Source organism: Micromonospora sp. DT44 (assembly GCF_049841635.1).
Classification (GTDB): domain Bacteria; phylum Actinomycetota; class Actinomycetes; order Mycobacteriales; family Micromonosporaceae; genus Micromonospora.
This window is the reverse complement of sequence record NZ_JBNCKS010000022.1, coordinates 1-16,752: the sequence shown is the minus strand read 5'-3', so window position 1 is coordinate 16,752 and position 16,752 is coordinate 1. Positions and strand designations below refer to the sequence as shown.

Genomic DNA, 16,752 nt, shown 5'->3' with positions numbered 1-16,752 from the left:
CGCCGATGGTCATGCTTTGGCACCCTGAACCGATGCAATCCACCGACCACCTCGCCGCCAGTCGTTACGCGCGCATGCGCTGGAACACGCCCCTGTCGGAGGAGCACGCGGCCCTGCTGCTGCGCCGCCTCGACGTACGCCCCGGCGCGCGTGTGCTGGACCTGGGCTGCGGGTGGGGCGAACTGCTGCTGCGCGCTGTCGCTGCCGGCGGCGTGGCCGGCCCGGTCGCGACGAGGGGCGTGGGCGTCGACACCGACGAGGCGGTCCTCGCCCGGGGCCGCAGGCTCGCCACCGAGAGATCGCTGAACCGGCACGTCGCCTTCGTGGAGGGCGAGGCCGCCGCCTGGCAGGAGCCGGCCGACCGGGTTCTGTGCATCGGCTCGGCGCACGCCTTCGGGGGCACCGGAGCGGCCCTCGACGCCCTCGCCTCCGTGGTCCGCCCGGGCGGGCGGCTGCTGTTCGGCGAGGGGTACTGGCAGCGCGACCCCAGCGCGGAGGTCACGGAGATCTTCGGTGCGGACGTCACCGACCTCGCCGGCCTCGTCGAAGCCGCCCGTGAGCGAGGCTGGCGGCTGCTCCATCTGAGTACCGCCGACGAGCGGGAGTGGGACGACTTCGAGTCCACCTGGCTCGCGGGCCGACAGGAGTGGCTGTTGACCTATCCCGAGGATCCCCGCGCGGCACAGGTCCGCGCCGAGCTCGACGACCGGCTGCGCGAGTACGTGGGCGGCTACCGCGGCGTACTCGGCCTCGCGTACCTGGTCCTCGGTCGCTGACACCGCTGCCCAAGGTAACCGACCTGGTGTACGACGCGTCCGGCGAATGCCGGGCTCGGGCCCGCGTCCCAGGCCACAGCACGTGGGGTTGACGGGCGCAGACATCGGAGGTTTACTGCCTCAACGACACCAGTCGATACTATCCGTCCGTCCACACTGGCCGGTCGGAGTCGTCGGCTGGCTCGTGTGCCGCAACACGGCACCATCACCACCGCTCCACATCACCACCGCTCCACATCACCTCAGCCGAGCATCGGCGGCCCGGCTTCCGCATCACCGCCACCATGGCCCCTGACGCGCCCACGTGCGCTGTGCGGGGTCGACGCTCAGCTAAGGAGCATCACCATGCGTTCCCGTCCCCGCCTGTTGGCCCTCGTCACCGGCCTGGCCGTGATGATGGCCGGTCTGGTCGCGCTGCCGACCACCGCCTCGGCGGCACCATTGACCAAGGTCCTGGTCTTCAGCAAGACCGCCGGCTTCCGGCATTCGGCCATCCCCAACGGCATCGCGGCCATCCAGCAGCTCGGCGCTGCCAACGGCTTCAGCGTGACCGCCACCGAGGACGCCAACCAGTTCACCACCTCCAACCTGGCCCAGTACCAGGCGGTGGTCTTCATGTCGACGACCGGCGATGTGCTCAACTCCAGCCAGCAGACGGCCTTCGAGCAGTACATCGCCGCTGGCGGCGGATACGTCGGCGTGCACGCCGCCGCGGACACCGAGTACAGCTGGCCGTGGTACGGGCAGTTGGTCGGGGCGTGGTTCGACTCGCACCCGGCGATCCAGACCGCGACCGTGAAGATCGAGGACCGGAGCAACCCGTCGACCGCGCACCTCGGCGCCACCTGGGTCCGCTCCGACGAGTGGTACAACTACCGCACCAACCCCCGGTCCAGCGCACGGATCCTCGCCAGCCTCGACGAGTCGTCCTACAGCGGCGGCAACATGAACGGCGACCACCCGATCACCTGGTGCAAGGCGTACGGCGGCGGACGGGCCTGGTACACGGGTCTCGGGCACACCGAGGCGTCGTACACCGACCCGAACTTCACCCGGATGCTGCTCGGTGGCCTGCAGGTCGCCGCTGGTTCGGTGAGCGCCAACTGCTCGCCGGGGACGAACCCGACCACCCCGCCGCCGACCACGGCCCCGCCGACCACCCCGCCGCCGACCACCGCTCCGCCGACCACGGCCCCGCCGACCACCCCGCCGCCCGCCGTCGCCGGTTCGACCCTGCGGGCCCGCGCCAACAACCAGTACGTCAGCGCGGCCAACGCCAGCACCCCGCTGATCGCCAACAAGACGTCCGTCGGCACCAGTGAGCGGTTCGAACTGGTCAACCTCGCCAACGGCAACGTCGCGCTGAAGGCCAAGAGCAACGGGCAGTTCGTCGCGGCGGAGAACGCCGGGGCCTCGGCGCTGATCGCCAACCGGGCCACCGCCGGCGCGTGGGAGACGTTCCAGCTGATCCGCAACTCCGACGGCACGGTGAGCCTGCGGGCCACGGTGAACAGCCGGTACGTGGCCGCCGACAACGGAGGCTCCTCCCCGCTGATCGCCAACCGGACCTCCATCGGTCAGTGGGAGAAGTTCGACCTCGTCACCACCAGCTGACCGCGCCGCGATCCACTCCCCACCACCCTCACCTGGCCGTGGTGCGCCCCAGCACGCCCCGGCCCTGGTCGTCGAGGAAGGACGATCATGCTTTCGAAATCCCGGCGCTGGTCTCGGGCACTCGTCGCGGCGGTCACCACCGTCGCGAGTGTGACCCTGGCCGTGGCCGCAAACTCCCCCGCCGCGCAGGCGGTGGTGATTCCCGCCAGTGATTACCAACAGATCAAACTCGCCACCGGCTCCGCCGAGCTGGGCGAGGCTATGTCCCTGGCCGTCCTGCCCAACCGCTCGGTGCTGCACACCGCCCGCAACGGCGTCCTGCGGGTGACCGACGTGGCCGGCAACACCAAGACCTCCGGCACCCTGTCGGTCTACACCCACGACGAGGAGGGGTTGCAGGGCGTCGCCGTCGACCCCGGCTTTGCCACCAACCGGTGGATCTACCTGTACTACTCGCCCACGTTGAGCACCCCGTCCGGGGACGCGCCCACCACCGGCTCGCAGACCGACTGGGACCGGTGGAAGGGGCACCTGCGGCTGTCCCGGTTCACCCTCAACAGCGACGACACGCTCAACCTGAGCAGCGAGAAGATCGTGCTCCAGGTCGCCAACGACCGTGGACAGTGCTGCCACGTCGGCGGTGACCTGGACTTCGACGCCGCCGGCAACCTGTACCTGACCACCGGCGACGACACCAACCCGTTCGAGTCGTCCGGCTACGCGCCGCTCGACGAGCGGACCAACCGCAACCCGCAGTTCGACGCCCAGCGCTCGGCGGGCAACACCAACGACCTGCGGGGCAAGGTGCTGCGGATCAAGCCGCAGGCGGACGGGACGTACACCATCCCGTCGGGCAACCTGTTCGCGCCCGGCACGGCCAACACCCGTCCCGAGATCTACGCGATGGGTATGCGCAACCCCTTCCGGATGAGCGTGGACAAGGCGACCGGCGTCGTCTACGTCGGCGACTACGGCCCGGACTCCGGGAGCACGAACTCCAGCCGGGGCCCGTCGGGTCAGGTCGAGTTCAACCGGATCACGGCACCGGGCAACTTCGGCTGGCCGTACTGCACCGGCAGCAACACGAGCACGGAAACATACAATGAATACACCTTCCCGTCCGGGCCGTCGCAGTCGAAGTACAACTGCACGGGCGGGCCGACCAACAACTCGTTCCGCAACACGGGCCTGCAGACCCTGCCCGCGGCGAAGCCGGCCTGGATCAAGTACGCCGGCGACTCCGGCTCGCCGTCGGAGTTCGGCAGCGGCTCCGAGTCGCCGATGGCCGGACCGGTGTACCGGTACGACGCGTCGCTCAACTCCAGCGTCAAGTTCCCGCAGTCGCTGAACGGCCTGTTCTTCGCCGGTGAGTACGGTCGCCGCTGGATCAAGCCCATCGCCATCAACGCCGACGGCTCCCGTGGGGAGATCTCCAGCTTCCCGTGGTCCGGCACGCAGGTCATGGACATGGCCTTCGGCCCGGACGGCGCGCTGTACGTGCTGGACTACGGCACGGGCTCGAACAACCAGGCGCTGTTCCGGATCGAGTACATCGGCAGCGGCAACCGCAACCCCATCGCGGTCGCCTCGGCGAACCCGACGTCCGGGGCCAACCCGTTGACGGTGAACTTCTCCTCGGCGGGCAGCTCCGACCCCGAGGGTGGGGCGCTGAGCTACCTGTGGACGTTCGGTGACGGCACCACGTCGACGGCGGCGAACCCCACCAAGACGTACACCACCAACGGCACGTACTCCCCCACGTTGAAGGTCACCGACCCGACCGGGCTGACCGGTACGGCGAGCCTGGTCGTCACCGTGGGCAACACCGCGCCGACGGTGACGCTCACCTCGCCCGCCGACGGGCAGCTGTTCAACTTCGGTGACACCATCTCGTACCAGATCAGCGTGAGCGACCCGCAGGACGGCACCATCGACTGTTCCAAGGTGAGCCTGACGTACGCGCTGGGCCACGACAGTCACGCGCACCAGATCACCTCGAAGAACGGGTGCAGCGGCTCGATCACCGTGCCGACCGACGGGGAGCACGACTCCGCGGCCAACATCTACGGGGTCTTCGACGCCGCCTACACCGACAACGGTGGGCTCACGACGCACAGCATCCGGACGCTGCAACCGAAGCACCGCCAGGGTGAGCACTTCGGCGGCCAGTCGGGTGTGCAGGCCACCGACCACACCAGCGCCGAGGGTGGCCGCACCGCCGGGTTCATCGAGAACAACGACTGGATCTCGTACCAGCCGTACAACCTGACCGGCGCGAACCGCATCACGGTGCGCGCGTCCTCGGCCGGGGCCGGCGGCACGATCGAGGTGCGGGCCGGCTCGGCCACCGGCACCCTGCTGGGCACCGTCACGGTGCCGGTGACCGGCAACTGGGAGACCTTCAGCGAGGTGTCCGGCACGATCAGCAACCCGCCCAGCGCGTCGACCACGCTGTACCTGGTGTTCAAGGGCGGGTCGGGCTATCTGTTCGATGTGGACGCGTTCACCTTCGACACCGGCACCGGTGGCAGCACGCCGGTGACCACGCTGCGGGCGCAGATCAACAACCAGTACGTGTCGGCGGTCGGCACCACCGCGTTGATCGCCAACAAGGCCAGCGTCGGCAGCACCGAGCAGTTCGACCGGGTGGACGCCGGCAACGGCAACATCGCCCTGAAGTCGCGCTCCAACGGGCTCTACGTCTCGGCCACGAGCACTACCGCACCGTTGGTCGCCACCGGCACGTCGATCGGGGCGGCGCAGACCTTCCAAATCGTCAACAACTCGGACGGGACGGTCAGTCTGCGCGCCACGATCAACAACCAGTTCGTGTGCGCGGAGAACTCCGGGGCCGGGTCTCTGATCGCCAACCGCACGTCCGCCGGAGCCTGGGAGAAGTTCTACCTGACCACCGGCTGACACGTGGTGGGCCCGGCCCGTTCGGTGACCGGGCCGGGCCCACCGCACCATCGACTGCCGACGCGCCGCGTCGAAGAGGGGTCCCCGCCGTCAGAAGCCGGCGGGGACCCCGCTGTCGAGTTGCCCGATCACCGGCGCCACCAGCTCGTTGAGTTCGCGGGCCAGCACCGCGACCGCCCGACGCGCCGCGGCGGGGACGTCGTCGTCCGGACCGTCGGGTGTCGGTGGCAGGCCGTCGAGCGGCAGCGGCGCCTCCACCTGGAGCAGCGCACGCAGATGCGGACGGCGCGTCCGGTCCTGCTCGGTGGGGGTGGTGAACTGGCCGAACAGCTGCGGCCAGTTCTGCCACCCACGGTCGCGTTGCCACTGCTTGCTCCAGGTCAGCTCCGCGGGCCAGCGGGAGGCCACGGTGACCGCGCAGACCATGCTGCCGTCCCACGGGCTTCGTTCGCAGGTCGCCGAGATGATCCGCCGGTGCCACCGGACGAAGCCGGGCGACAGCTCGCTGGCCACCCGCCAGGCCGTCGCGGCGAACGCGACCGGCGCGAAGTCCCCCCAGGTCTCGGCGAAGTCATCGATCCGGCGGAGCACCTCGGCCTCGTACCGGCCGTGGCCGTCGGCGCCGTGCTCACGGTCGAACTGCTCGTCCAGCCAGAAGGCACGCGGTTCCGGCATCCTCGACCCCGTTCTCGACGATCGTGCGCTCCACGGTGACGCGTCGCCCGCGTACGGACACGGACGGCACTATCCCACCATGATGCAGAACGGGTGGCCGGCCGGGTCGGCGTACACGCGCAACGGCTCCTCGGGGTCTTCGATCCGGTCGTAGCGCAGCCGGCCGCCGAGGCGCAGCACGCGCTCGTGTTGCAGCAGCAGTTCGTCGACGGAATCCACGGTCAGGTCCAGGTGTAGCTGTTGTGGCACGTCGTTCGTCGGCCACGTCGTCTCGGGCAGGCTGTCGACCTGCTGCACCGCGATCTGCGGGCCCCCCTCCGGGGACCGCAACACCAACCAGTCACGACCGCGCTCATCGGGTCGGCCGTCCGCCGGTGGCTCGTCGCCGGGCCGGTAGACGAAGCCCATGAGCTGCCGGTAGAACTCCGCCAACTCCCGCGCGTCGGTGCCGTCGAGCACCACCGATGTCAGCCGGGGAACGCTCTCCTGGTCGACCATCCTCGATCACCTCCGGACGTCATTCTGGCCGGGCCACGCTGCCGTCGCATCCGCAGGCGCCACCGTGTACTTGACACGTACCCCGCTGGACAGTGGACGATTCAGCGTGCGAATTCTCGTGGTGGGTGGCAGTGGCCTGATCGGCGCGCACGTCGTGGAGGTGCTGCGCGAGCGCGGTCACGACACGACCTCGGTGGCGCGTTCCGCCCAGCCGGGGGTCGATCACCTGCTCGATGTGGGGTCCGGCTCGATCGACGAGCTGCGGTCGTTGCTCGCCGGTCACGACGGCGTCGTGTACGCCACCCGGACCGACGAGCAGCGGCCGTTGCCGAAGCCGATCTACCCGCAGTTCCGGCGCGAGAACGTCGACCCGGTGGTACGCCTGTTCGCCGCCGCCCGCGACGAGGGCCTCACCCGTGGGGTGGTCATGGGCTCGTACTACACGTACTTCGACCGGCTCCATCCGCAGTGGCGGCTCGCCGAGCGGCACACGTACATCCGCTGCCGGCTGGAGCAGGCGCGGGAGGGACGTGCCGCCGCCGGCCCGGGCCTGCCGGTCGCCGTACTCGAACTGCCCTTCGTCTTCGGTCGGGCCGGTGACCGGCTGCCGAACTGGGCCGGTCCGCTGGACCGGTGGGCGCGCTCTCGTACCCCATTGGTGGCGCCGACCGGCGGAAGCGCCGCGGCCTCGGCGCGCAGCGTGGCCGAGGTCGCGGCCGATGCCCTCGAGAGCGCCAGCGGCGCGGACATCCCGGTCGCCGACGAGAACCTCACCTGGCACGACATGCTCGCGCGCATCGCCGAGGCGGTCGGTCGACGCCGCCGGGTCGGCCGGCTGCCGGCCTGCGCGGCGCGGACGGCGCTGCGACTGGGCGGCGCGGCGCAGGCGCTCGGTCGCAAGGAGTCCGGGATCAACCCGACCTTCCTCGCCGACCTCCTGCTCGCCGAGTTGTTCATCGAGCCGACCACCGGCCGTGCGCTGGAACCGGCCCTGCGCGAGACCTTCCCCGCCTGACCCCTGACCCGGGTTTTTTGATCGACCGACGCGCCCCCGCTCCACACGCGACCGGGATCCAGATCTTGACAGTCCCGTGACGGAGGGGAAGCATCCCTCGTGGATAGGACAACGTTGTCAGTGCCGTGTGCGTCTCCCGCATAGACGGAGGAAGCGTGACGGGTCGCCCCGCCGAGCTTCGCGCAGACGGTGCCAACCGAAGGGCCAACACTGTGTCAGACACACCGGCGCGCCTGGCGTACACCGCCAAACGCCGAACCCTCGCCGCCGCCACCGCCGTGGCCGTGGCGGCGCTGGCGGCGGTCTCCGCGGGCACACCCGCCGCGGCCGCTGCGCCTGTCCGCCTGGTCACCGACCCCGCCGGGTACGTCAACCCGCTGATCGGGTCCACGAACCTCGGCAACACCTACCCCGGAGCGGTCCGCCCCTTCGGCATGCTGGCGTGGAGCCCGCAGACCAGCACCGGCAAGCAGACCTCGACCCCCGCGCCCGGTGGCTACGAGTACGGAGCGACCCGGATCCGCGGCTTCAGCCTCACCCACCTCAACGGGGTCGGCTGCAACGGCGGCGCGGGCGACATCCCGATCATGCCGATCGTGGGTGACGTCAACTCCTCGCCGTCCGTCGACACCTCCGACGCGACGTACGCGAGCAGCTTCTCCCACCAGAACGAGACCGCGCGGGCCGGGTACTACCGGGTGGGCCTCGACAGTGGCGCGTCGGCGGAGCTGACCACCACTCCCCGCACCGGCTCGGGCCGATTCGGCTTCCCGGCCGACCAGCCCGCCAGCATGCTGTTCCGCACCTCGAACTCGGAGACCGGCAGCACCGACGCCACCGTACGGGTGGACGCCGCAGCCCGGACCGTCACCGGCTCGGTCACCGCCGGCAACTTCTGCGGCCCGCACAGCGAGAACAACCGCAAGTCCCTGTACACGCTGCACTTCACCGCCCACTTCGACCAGCCCTTCGCCAAGCTCGGCACGTGGCAGGACGGCACCCGGACGCCGGACGCCACGACGGCGACCGGCGGCACCGGCCTCGACGCGGGCAACCCTGTGCCGGGCAAGGGGTCCGGCGCGTACGTCACCTTCGCCGAGGGCATCACGACCGTCGGCGTGAAGGTCGCCATCTCCTACGTCAGCCTGGACAACGCCGAGGCCAACCTGCGGGCGGAGAACCCGCAGAAGAAGAGCTTCGACGCGGTCCGGTCGGAGGCCACGGCGGCCTGGCAGCGCGAGCTGAGCAAGATCAAGGTCGGCGGCGGCACCAACGACCAGCTCAGCACCTTCTACACGGCGCTGTACCACTCCATGCTCGAACCCACCCTGACCAGTGACGTCGACGGCCGTTACCTCGGCGCCGACGGCAAGCCGCACCGCCTCACCAAGGGCCAGGACGCGCAGTACGGCACCTTCTCCGGCTGGGACCAGTACCGCGCCCAGGTGCAGCTGATGACGCTGGTCAACCCGAAGGCGGGCAGCGACTATGCGCAGTCGTTGTTCAACTACGCCACCCAGCGGGGCGGTGAGTGGGACCGCTGGCTGCTCCAGCACGGCAAGACGAGCGTCATGTCCGGCGACCCGTCGGCCCCGGCGGTCGCCGGCATCCACGCCTTCGGCGGGCGGGACTTCGACGTCAAGGGCGCTCTCCGGTCGCTGATCACCGCGGCGGCGGTCCCGAACGCCAACGACTCCGACAGCGCCGGTTGCAACGTGGCGTGCGTCGGTCAGCGTCCCGCCCTCGACAAGTACCTGGAGTTGGGCTACGTACCCGCTGACGGCTGCTCCTGCTGGGGCGGCGCGGCCGAGACGATGGAGGACGCGGTCGCCGACTCCGCGCTCGCCGAGCTCGCCGGGCAGGTCGGCGACCAGGCGAACGAGCGGGTCTTCCGCAAGCGGTCGGGCACCTGGAGCAACGTCTTCGACCTGACCGCCACCGCGCAGGGCGGCTACCCGCGCTCCCGCAAGGCCGACGGCACCTGGGCGGAGCGCGCCTTCCAGCCCGCGACCGAGAACGGGTTCGTCGAGGGCAGCAGTGCCCGCTACACCTGGATGGTCTACTCCGACGTCGCCGGCCTGGCCCGTGCCATGGGCGGCAACAAGGTGGCCGAGCAGCGCCTCGACGCCTTCTTCCGTACGCCGGACGGCGCCTTCGACTTCTCGGCCCGCGACCTCACCCGGTACGACCCCACGAACGAACCGGACATGAACGCGCCCTACCTCTACAACTACTTCGGCGCTGCCTACAAGACCCAGCAGACGGTCCGCGCGGTGATGGACCAGCTCTGGGGCAACACCCCCGGCGGCATCCCCGGCAACGACGACGCCGGCACCATGTCGTCGTGGTACGTCTTCTCCGCGCTGGGCATGTACCCGCAGAACCCGAGCCGAGCCGACCTGGTGCTCACCGCCCCGCTCTTCCAACGCGCGGTGATCGACGCCGGACCCGGCCGCCGGATCACCATCGACGCCCCGGCCGCGTCGGCCCGGAACACGTACATCCAGTCCGTCAAGGTCAACGGTAGGACGTCGACCCGGAGCTGGGTCCCCGACACCCTCGTCAACAAGGGCGGCACCGTCGCCTTCGTACTCGGCGACAAGCCGAACACCAAGTGGGGCAGCTCCCCCGCCGACGCCCCGCCCTCGTACGGCGACGGCCGGCGGCCGTACCTGACGGGCGCGAGCCCGCAGACGCTCAAGGTGGAGCCGGGCAGCACCTCGGCGACGACTTACAAGATCCAGGCATTGACCGAGGCTCCCACCACGGCGCGCTGGAAGGTCAGCGCGCCCGCCGGCCTGACCGTCACGCCCGCGCAGGGCGAGTTCAGACTGGCCGGCGACGGGTTGGGCAGCAAGGAACTCACCGTCTCCGCGCCGGCCGACCTCAGGCCCGGCGCCTACGCCGTGACAGTGACCGCGACCACCACCTCCGGTACGGCACTGCCCACCGTCACCATCCCCGTGACGGTCGCCGTGCGGGACAGCGTGCTGTGGAACCTCAACAACAACGGCATCTCGGCCGACGACACCAATCCGCAGGCCAACTTCGACACCGGAGGCTGGAGCTACTCCGCCACGGCACTCGCGGCCGCCGGGGTGAAGCCGGGATCCACCGTGTCGGCAAACGGGTTCGACTTCACCTGGCCGAACGTGGCCCCCGGCGACCCGGACAACATCCTGGTCGGCGGCGGTGGTCAGGTGCTCAGCGTCCAGGCCACCGAGGGTGACACGAAGCTGAGCCTGCTGGGCAGCGCCGCGTTCGGTCCCACCACCGGCACGGTGACGCTGACGTACACCGACGGCACGACGCAGCAGGCGACGGTCGGCTTCAGCGACTGGACGCTGGGCGGCGGGTCCGACCAGCCGTCGTTCGGCAACGTCACGGCGGTGCACACCGCGTACCGCGACGTGTTGGGGTCGGGGGTCGACCCGGTGGCGACGTACGTCTTCGCGACGACCCCGATCGACCTGCAGCCGGGCAAGCGGCTCGCGAGCCTGACGCTGCCCACCACCGCCGAGGGCGGCGTCATCCACCTCTTCGGGGTGGCGACGGCCTGACGCACGGCACAGGGGCCTGCTCCGCCGCGCGGCGGAGCAGGCCCCTGTGGGTCTGACCTCAACGCCAGCACTCAGCGCAGCTCCTCGGCCAGCCCGACGACGATGCCCTCGGGACCACGGACGTAGCAGAGCAGGAAGATGTCCTCGTACCGCTGCACCTCCCCGACCAGTTCCGCCCCGTGGCGGCGCAGCCGCGCGATCGTGTCCTCGACGTCGTCCACGGCGAACATGATCCGGCGAATGCCGAGGGTGTTCGCCGGCGTGTCCTCCGGCTCGTGGCGAATGGCCTTCGGCGCGTGGAACATCGCCAGCTCGACCTTGCCATGACCGTCCGGGGTCCGCAGCATCGCGACCTCCTGCCGCACGTCGTCGATGCCGATGACACGCTCCACCCAGCGCCCCTCGACCGGTCCCCGGCCCTCCACCTCCATCCCGAGTTCGACGAAGAACGCGATGACCGCGTCGAGGTCCTCGACCACGATGAGGACGTTGTCCATCCGCCGGATCGCCATGCTGGTTCCTCCTGCTCTAGGTGCGGTCGCCGGGACCGACGTCGCCGGCCTGCCGTACGGCGATGTCGACGAACTCCCGCACCAGCGGTGACCGGTTGTTCTCGGCCCAGGCCAGGCACACCTGGTTGTCACTGAGGTCGCCGACGGGCACGTGAACGACGTCCGGCCTGGTGTAGAACCTCGCGATCGACAGCGGCAGGATCACCACCCCGGCCTCCGCGGCGACGTGCTCCAGCTTCTCCTCGACGGAGGTCAGCACCGGCCGGGGGCGGGGCTCCGGGTCCGTCGGACGATTCGGCAGGTCCCGCCACTCCGGCACCGCGTCCGGATCCTGAAGCAGGCGCTCCTCGGCCAGCTCGGCAAGGTCGACCGACTCCTTGCCCGCCAGACGATGTTCGCCGGGCAGGACCACGACACGGGGTTCGGTGAACAGCGGACGGAGGCGCAGGCCCCGCTGGTCGACCGGAAGCCGCACGTAGCCGACGTCGGCGCGCCCCTCGCGGAGCACCTCGGCCTGGTCGTCCCGGGAGGTGCGGACGACACCGACAGCCAGTTCGGGGTGCATCTGCGCGATGGCACGGGCCTCGGCCGTGACGATGAGGCCCGGCATGAACGCGATGGTGAACGTCGGCCGGCCGTGCGCCGCCCGCTGCACCCGCCGGCCCAGGGCCTCGGCCGAGGCCAGAAGCGGACCGGCGTCGGCCAGCAGTTGACGACCGGCCTCGGTCAGCACGGTGGAGCGGCGATCACGAACGAACAGCTCGGCGCGGAGTTCGCGCTCGAACGCCCGGATCTGCCGCGACAGGACCGGCTGGGCGATGTGCAGCCGCGCGGCGGCCCGGCCGAAGTGCAGCTCCTCGGCGACGGCCACGAAGTAGCGGAGCTTACGCAGATCGACGTCCATCCGACCCTCCCGTCCAGCACCCACGATACCCGTCGGGTATCACAGCAGCTCGAAGAGGTCTTGGACGAGGGTGCCAGCGCCGACGCACGGTGGGAAACGTCAGCCGAACACGATCCGGAAGGACCATCATGACCCTCACCGACCAGCGCGTCGTCGTTCTCGGCGGCACCTCGGGAATCGGGCTCGCGACCGCCGCCCGGGCCGCCCACGAGGGCGCCCAGGTCGTGGTCGCCTCGCGCAACCGGCACAGCGTGGACCGCGCCCTCGCCGCCCTGCCGGCCGGCACCCAGGGGTACGTCGCCGACCTCGCCGACCCGGCCGACGTGACGCGTCTGTTCCAGGGGCTCGGCCCGTTCGACCACCTCATCTACACCGCCGGCGAACCGCTCGCGCTGGTGTCCGTCGACGCCCTCGACCTCGCCGCCGCCCGTACCGCCTTCAACCTGCGCTACTTCGGTGCGCTGGCGGCGGTCCACGCGGCGCTCCCGCACCTGCGGCCCGGCGGGTCGATCACCCTCACTACCGGCACCGCCGGTCAGCGGCCGAAGGCGGGCTGGTCGGTGGTCGCCGGCATCACCGGAGCGGTCGACGGGCTGGTCCGCGCGCTCGCCGTCGAACTGGCACCGATCCGGGTCAACGCCGTCTCCGCCGGCGTCATCCGCTCACCGCTGTGGGAGTCGCTGTCCGAGGACACCCGAGAGCAGATGTACGACCATCTCAGCGCGTCACTGCCGCTCGGCCGCGTGGGCGAGCCTGAGGAGGTCGCCGAAGCGTACGTCTACCTCCTGCGGTCGACGTACGCCACCGGCACGCTGGTCACCGTGGACGGCGGTACCCTGCTCGCCTGAGACCCGTGCGCCGCGGCCCTGCGCCGCCCCTCCCCACTACGGAGTGAGGACGATCCGCCCGAAGACCTGGCCGGCGGCCATCTTCTGGTGGGCGACCGCCGCCTGCTCGAGAGGCAGCACCTCGTGCACCACGGAGACCAGCTCGCCACGGGCCGCCGCGGCGAGCTGGTCTCGCCGCACGGCCTGGCGAGCGGGTTCCGGCACCGTCGCGGCGCTGAACGTGGCGAAGGACAGGGACTTCTGGAAGGCGGCCATCAGCGTCGCGCCGAAGTCCGCCGGCGGCTGACCCCCGACCGCGCCGACGAGCACGAGGCGCCCGTTGGGATTGAGCCGGTCGAAGAACGAGGGCATGCGGTCGCCCCCGACAACGTCGATGATCACGTCATAGCCGCGGGGAGCGTCCGACCCTCCTGCTCCGGAGCGGTCGAGCACGTGGGTCGCGCCAAGGCTGCGCAGCCGACGACCACGCTCGGGCGACGAGGTGGTGACCGCGACGGCGCTGGCACCACGGCGGGTCGCCAGTTGCACCGTCATGATCCCGAGGCTGCCGGCAGCACCGCGCACCAGGACGGTCTCCCCTTCGGCCAAGTGCGCGTGGGCGAGACCGAAGTGGGCCACAACCCCGGAACTGCCGATCGTCACGGCGTCGACGACGGAGAGGCCGGCGGGGACGGGCAGCACCTCCGAGATCGGGGCGACCGTACGCTCGGCGTACCCACCGCCGGTGCCGGTGAACGCCCAGACGCGCTGCCCGACCCACGCCGCGTCGACACCCTCGCCGACGGCAGCCACCGTCCCCGCCACCTCGCCGCCGAGGATGTGACCCTCTTTGAAGCCGTAGGCGGCGAGGGCGCCGCTTCGGATCATGACGTCGGCGCCCGCGACACCGACCGCCTCGACGGTGATCATCACCTGCCCCCGAGCCGGAACCGGGTCAGGGAGGTCGGTCACCGCCAAGCCTCGAGGATCGCCGAACTCCCTGATCATGACTGCCTTCACGGGTGCCTCTTCTCGAGCCGGAACGACCTGTGGTCAGCGCGAACGGTAGTGGACGCCGGCGTCCGTTTAGCTAAAATGAGAGCGTGACCGAGCAGTTGACTCGAAACCTGCGGTCGGACGCGCGGGACAACCGCCAGCGGATCCTCGAAGCCGCCCGGACGATGTTCGCCACCGACGGCATGGACGTGCCGATGCGCGAGATAGCCCGCCGGGCCGGGGTGGGCCCCGCCACCCTGTACCGGCGCTTCCCCACCAAGGAGGCACTGGCCACCGAGGCGTTCGCCGAGCAGATGGACGCCTGCCAGGTCATCGTCGACGAAGGGCTCGCCGACCCCGACCCGTGGCATGGCCTGCGCCTGGTGATCGAGAAGCTCTGCGAGCTGCACGCCCGTGACCGGGGCTACACCACGGCGTTCACCACAGCCTTCCCGCATGCCGTGGATCTCGCCGCGAAACGCCGAACGGCCCTTGCCTCACTCGCCGACCTCACGCTGCGGGCCAAGAACACCGGTTACCTGCGACCCGACTTCGTCCTGGACGACCTCATCCTCATCCTGATGGCCAACGGCGGCCTGCACGCCACCTCGACGGACGCCCGGATTGCCGCGTCCCGACGATTCGCCGCGCTGGCCATCAGAGCGTTCCGCGCCTGAAGCGAGTCGTTCGCCGCGCCTCGCGCTGATCCGTCACACCGTCGCCGGCGACAACCGCATCTTCTGCCAGTTGCGGAACACGAAGCGGTGCACCGACTTCAACCCGACCCACAGGGCCGGATAGAGGGCCGCCCGACCGAACCCGCGAACCGTCACCGTCGTCGTCCGGGTCACCAGCGTGCCGCGTTCCGTCCCGGTCAACTCGAACACGTCCCCGAGCTGATCGACGAAGCGGTGGAAGCCCAGGTCGGTCGACTCCATGTGGAACGCCAACCGGACCGGCGGCTCCCACGTCGTGATGCGTTGCCGCACCACGCCCTGCTCCGACACGCACTGGCGAGCGGCGCCCACCTCACCCGGGCCCTCGGGCAGGCGGCAGGTCGTCGGTCGAGGCGTACCCAGATAGAAGACCGGACACCGGGGCTGCAACTCCAACCGGGAGTCGCACAGCGCCGGCCACAACACCTCGGGCGGGTGGGGCATCATCCAGCGCGTACGCACGATCATGCCCGTGACGGTAGACCCCGGCGTCGACGGTGCGCTGCCCCGATCCCCTGTGTAAGGCTGCGGCGGTGATGACGTTCAGCATTCGTACCGCCACCTCGGCTGACCACAGTTTCCTGGTCGACATGCTCGTGCAGGCCATCAACTGGCTACCCGAGCGCAACTGGTCACGCGAGGAGATCCTGACGAAGCCCGAGCTGGCCCACTACGTCGCCGGGTGGATGCGACCGCAAGACTTCGGGGTCGTCGCCGTGGATCCGGCTGATCGGCCGATCGGCGCGGCCTGGTGCCGAAACCTGACCGCCGCCGACCCGGGCTACGGGTACGTGAGTGACGACGTGCCCGAGCTGACCCTCGGCGTGGTGGACTCGTGGCGCAATCGCGGCGTGGGCCGGGCGCTCGTACGCGCGGTTCTGCACGCTGCTGGGGAGCGTGGCCTACGGGCGGTGTCGTTGAGCGTGGAGCGGGCCAACTTCGCCGCGAAGCTCTACGCCAGCGAAGGCTTCCGTACGGTCAAGTCGTTCGACGAGGCCGACACCATGGTTGCCCAGCTCGCCGGCCGCCCGTCGGCCGGCGCCGACCCGTCGGTCAGCGCGAACCCCTGACCGTCGACGTCGCGGGCTACTGCCCGGGCCGCACGCCGTCCGGCGCGACCGGCCCGTACACGTGGCGGCGCACGAGGTCGTCCCGTTCCAGGATCACGTCGACGACCTGCCAGAACTCGGCGATCCTCGGATGACTCAGCCCTTCTTCCCGGGTGAGCTTGCGCCCGAAGATCGGACTGTCACCGGCAACCTCGCCACCATTCACGAGCGTCGCAGCAGGGGCCGGGGAGCCGACCACGGGACCGACCCGGCAGCCGAACGTGATGTGGTCGTCGAAGCGATCCTGGCCCCACGTCCCCAAGATGGCATCGATCCAGGCCTCGTGAACCCCGTTGTGGTGATAGCAGCTCGCGAAGTAGACAGCGAATGCGGTGTCGCCCTCGTAGATGTTGGCCCAGGTCCGGTCCGCCTGCGTGTCGCAGCACTGGCACACGAACTCGCGGACCTGGCGGCTGCTCTCATCGATCACGAGATTCACGGCGTGACACTAGCGGCCGTCAGCGCAGGGCGCGATCCCGCACACGTCACTACATGACGGCGCCTCGACGTGAACCGGTAACGGTTGTCGGCGCTCGTCGCAGTCGTGCCGCACCTTGGGCCTGCCCCGTTTTGACGGACATCCGAGATCAGGGGACCTGGGGTCTCCGGGAGGATGTCCAGCATCATGGAG

Annotated in this window: 15 protein-coding genes; 8 read left to right on the top strand and 7 right to left on the bottom strand. The window is 70.4% G+C overall.

All coding sequences use genetic code 11. From position 1 onward, the window contains the following. The first annotated feature begins 32 nt into the window (after positions 1 to 32). From ACLQ25_RS14815 to ACLQ25_RS14805, 3 genes are all read left to right on the top strand, one after another. Positions 33 to 776, top strand: a complete 744-nt coding sequence (locus ACLQ25_RS14815) for an SAM-dependent methyltransferase (protein WP_425731456.1) — start codon at positions 33 to 35, stop codon at positions 774 to 776. A gap of 345 nt (positions 777 to 1,121) precedes the next feature. After that, the gene (locus ACLQ25_RS14810) at positions 1,122 to 2,390 is read left to right on the top strand and encodes a ThuA domain-containing protein (protein WP_425731455.1); all 1,269 of its coding nucleotides are present in this window, start codon (positions 1,122 to 1,124) and stop codon (positions 2,388 to 2,390) included. Between the two features lie 87 nt (positions 2,391 to 2,477). Next, positions 2,478 to 5,309, top strand: a complete 2,832-nt coding sequence (locus tag ACLQ25_RS14805) for a PQQ-dependent sugar dehydrogenase (RefSeq protein ID WP_425731454.1) — start codon at positions 2,478 to 2,480, stop codon at positions 5,307 to 5,309. 90 nt (positions 5,310 to 5,399) lie between these two features. Here ACLQ25_RS14805 and ACLQ25_RS14800 read toward each other — a convergent pair whose 3' ends face one another. After that, complete coding sequence (locus tag ACLQ25_RS14800) at positions 5,400 to 5,984, bottom strand: hypothetical protein (protein WP_425731453.1); 585 nt, start codon at positions 5,982 to 5,984, stop codon at positions 5,400 to 5,402. A gap of 69 nt (positions 5,985 to 6,053) precedes the next feature. Next, the gene (locus ACLQ25_RS14795; RefSeq protein WP_425731452.1) at positions 6,054 to 6,482 is read right to left on the bottom strand and encodes a VOC family protein; all 429 of its coding nucleotides are present in this window, start codon (positions 6,480 to 6,482) and stop codon (positions 6,054 to 6,056) included. Between the two features lie 106 nt (positions 6,483 to 6,588). Between ACLQ25_RS14795 and ACLQ25_RS14790 the strand changes: the two genes are divergently transcribed. Next, entirely contained in the window at positions 6,589 to 7,497 is a 909-nt protein-coding gene (locus tag ACLQ25_RS14790; RefSeq protein WP_425731451.1) for an NAD-dependent epimerase/dehydratase family protein, read from the top strand. Positions 7,498 to 7,709: 212 nt separating this feature from the next. After that, entirely contained in the window at positions 7,710 to 11,057 is a 3,348-nt protein-coding gene (locus ACLQ25_RS14785) for a GH92 family glycosyl hydrolase (protein WP_425731450.1), read from the top strand. Positions 11,058 to 11,128: 71 nt separating this feature from the next. Here ACLQ25_RS14785 and ACLQ25_RS14780 read toward each other — a convergent pair whose 3' ends face one another. After that, positions 11,129 to 11,569: a VOC family protein gene (locus tag ACLQ25_RS14780; RefSeq protein WP_425731449.1), complete on the bottom strand. Its 441-nt coding sequence runs from the start codon at positions 11,567 to 11,569 to the stop codon at positions 11,129 to 11,131. A gap of 16 nt (positions 11,570 to 11,585) precedes the next feature. Beyond that, positions 11,586 to 12,473, bottom strand: coding sequence for a LysR family transcriptional regulator (locus ACLQ25_RS14775; protein WP_425731448.1), 888 nt, complete (start codon positions 12,471 to 12,473; stop codon positions 11,586 to 11,588). 128 nt (positions 12,474 to 12,601) lie between these two features. Here ACLQ25_RS14775 and ACLQ25_RS14770 point away from each other — a divergent pair, with 128 nt between their 5' ends. Beyond that, complete coding sequence (locus ACLQ25_RS14770; RefSeq protein ID WP_425731447.1) at positions 12,602 to 13,321, top strand: SDR family oxidoreductase; 720 nt, start codon at positions 12,602 to 12,604, stop codon at positions 13,319 to 13,321. Positions 13,322 to 13,357: 36 nt separating this feature from the next. Here ACLQ25_RS14770 and ACLQ25_RS14765 read toward each other — a convergent pair whose 3' ends face one another. Next, positions 13,358 to 14,272, bottom strand: coding sequence for a zinc-binding dehydrogenase (locus tag ACLQ25_RS14765; protein ID WP_425731446.1), 915 nt, complete (start codon positions 14,270 to 14,272; stop codon positions 13,358 to 13,360). 131 nt (positions 14,273 to 14,403) lie between these two features. Between ACLQ25_RS14765 and ACLQ25_RS14760 the strand changes: the two genes are divergently transcribed. Continuing rightward, positions 14,404 to 14,973: a TetR/AcrR family transcriptional regulator gene (locus ACLQ25_RS14760; RefSeq protein ID WP_425731445.1), complete on the top strand. Its 570-nt coding sequence runs from the start codon at positions 14,404 to 14,406 to the stop codon at positions 14,971 to 14,973. 33 nt (positions 14,974 to 15,006) lie between these two features. On the opposite strand, the gene ACLQ25_RS14755 is transcribed toward ACLQ25_RS14760, so the two are convergent. After that, on the bottom strand, positions 15,007 to 15,480 hold the full coding sequence (locus ACLQ25_RS14755) for a hypothetical protein (RefSeq protein ID WP_425731444.1): 474 nt from the start codon (positions 15,478 to 15,480) through the stop codon (positions 15,007 to 15,009). 68 nt (positions 15,481 to 15,548) lie between these two features. Between ACLQ25_RS14755 and ACLQ25_RS14750 the strand changes: the two genes are divergently transcribed. Beyond that, positions 15,549 to 16,082: a GNAT family N-acetyltransferase gene (locus ACLQ25_RS14750; protein WP_425731443.1), complete on the top strand. Its 534-nt coding sequence runs from the start codon at positions 15,549 to 15,551 to the stop codon at positions 16,080 to 16,082. Between the two features lie 16 nt (positions 16,083 to 16,098). On the opposite strand, the gene ACLQ25_RS14745 is transcribed toward ACLQ25_RS14750, so the two are convergent. Continuing rightward, complete coding sequence (locus ACLQ25_RS14745; RefSeq protein WP_425731442.1) at positions 16,099 to 16,560, bottom strand: hypothetical protein; 462 nt, start codon at positions 16,558 to 16,560, stop codon at positions 16,099 to 16,101. Positions 16,561 to 16,752: the final 192 nt, after the last annotated feature.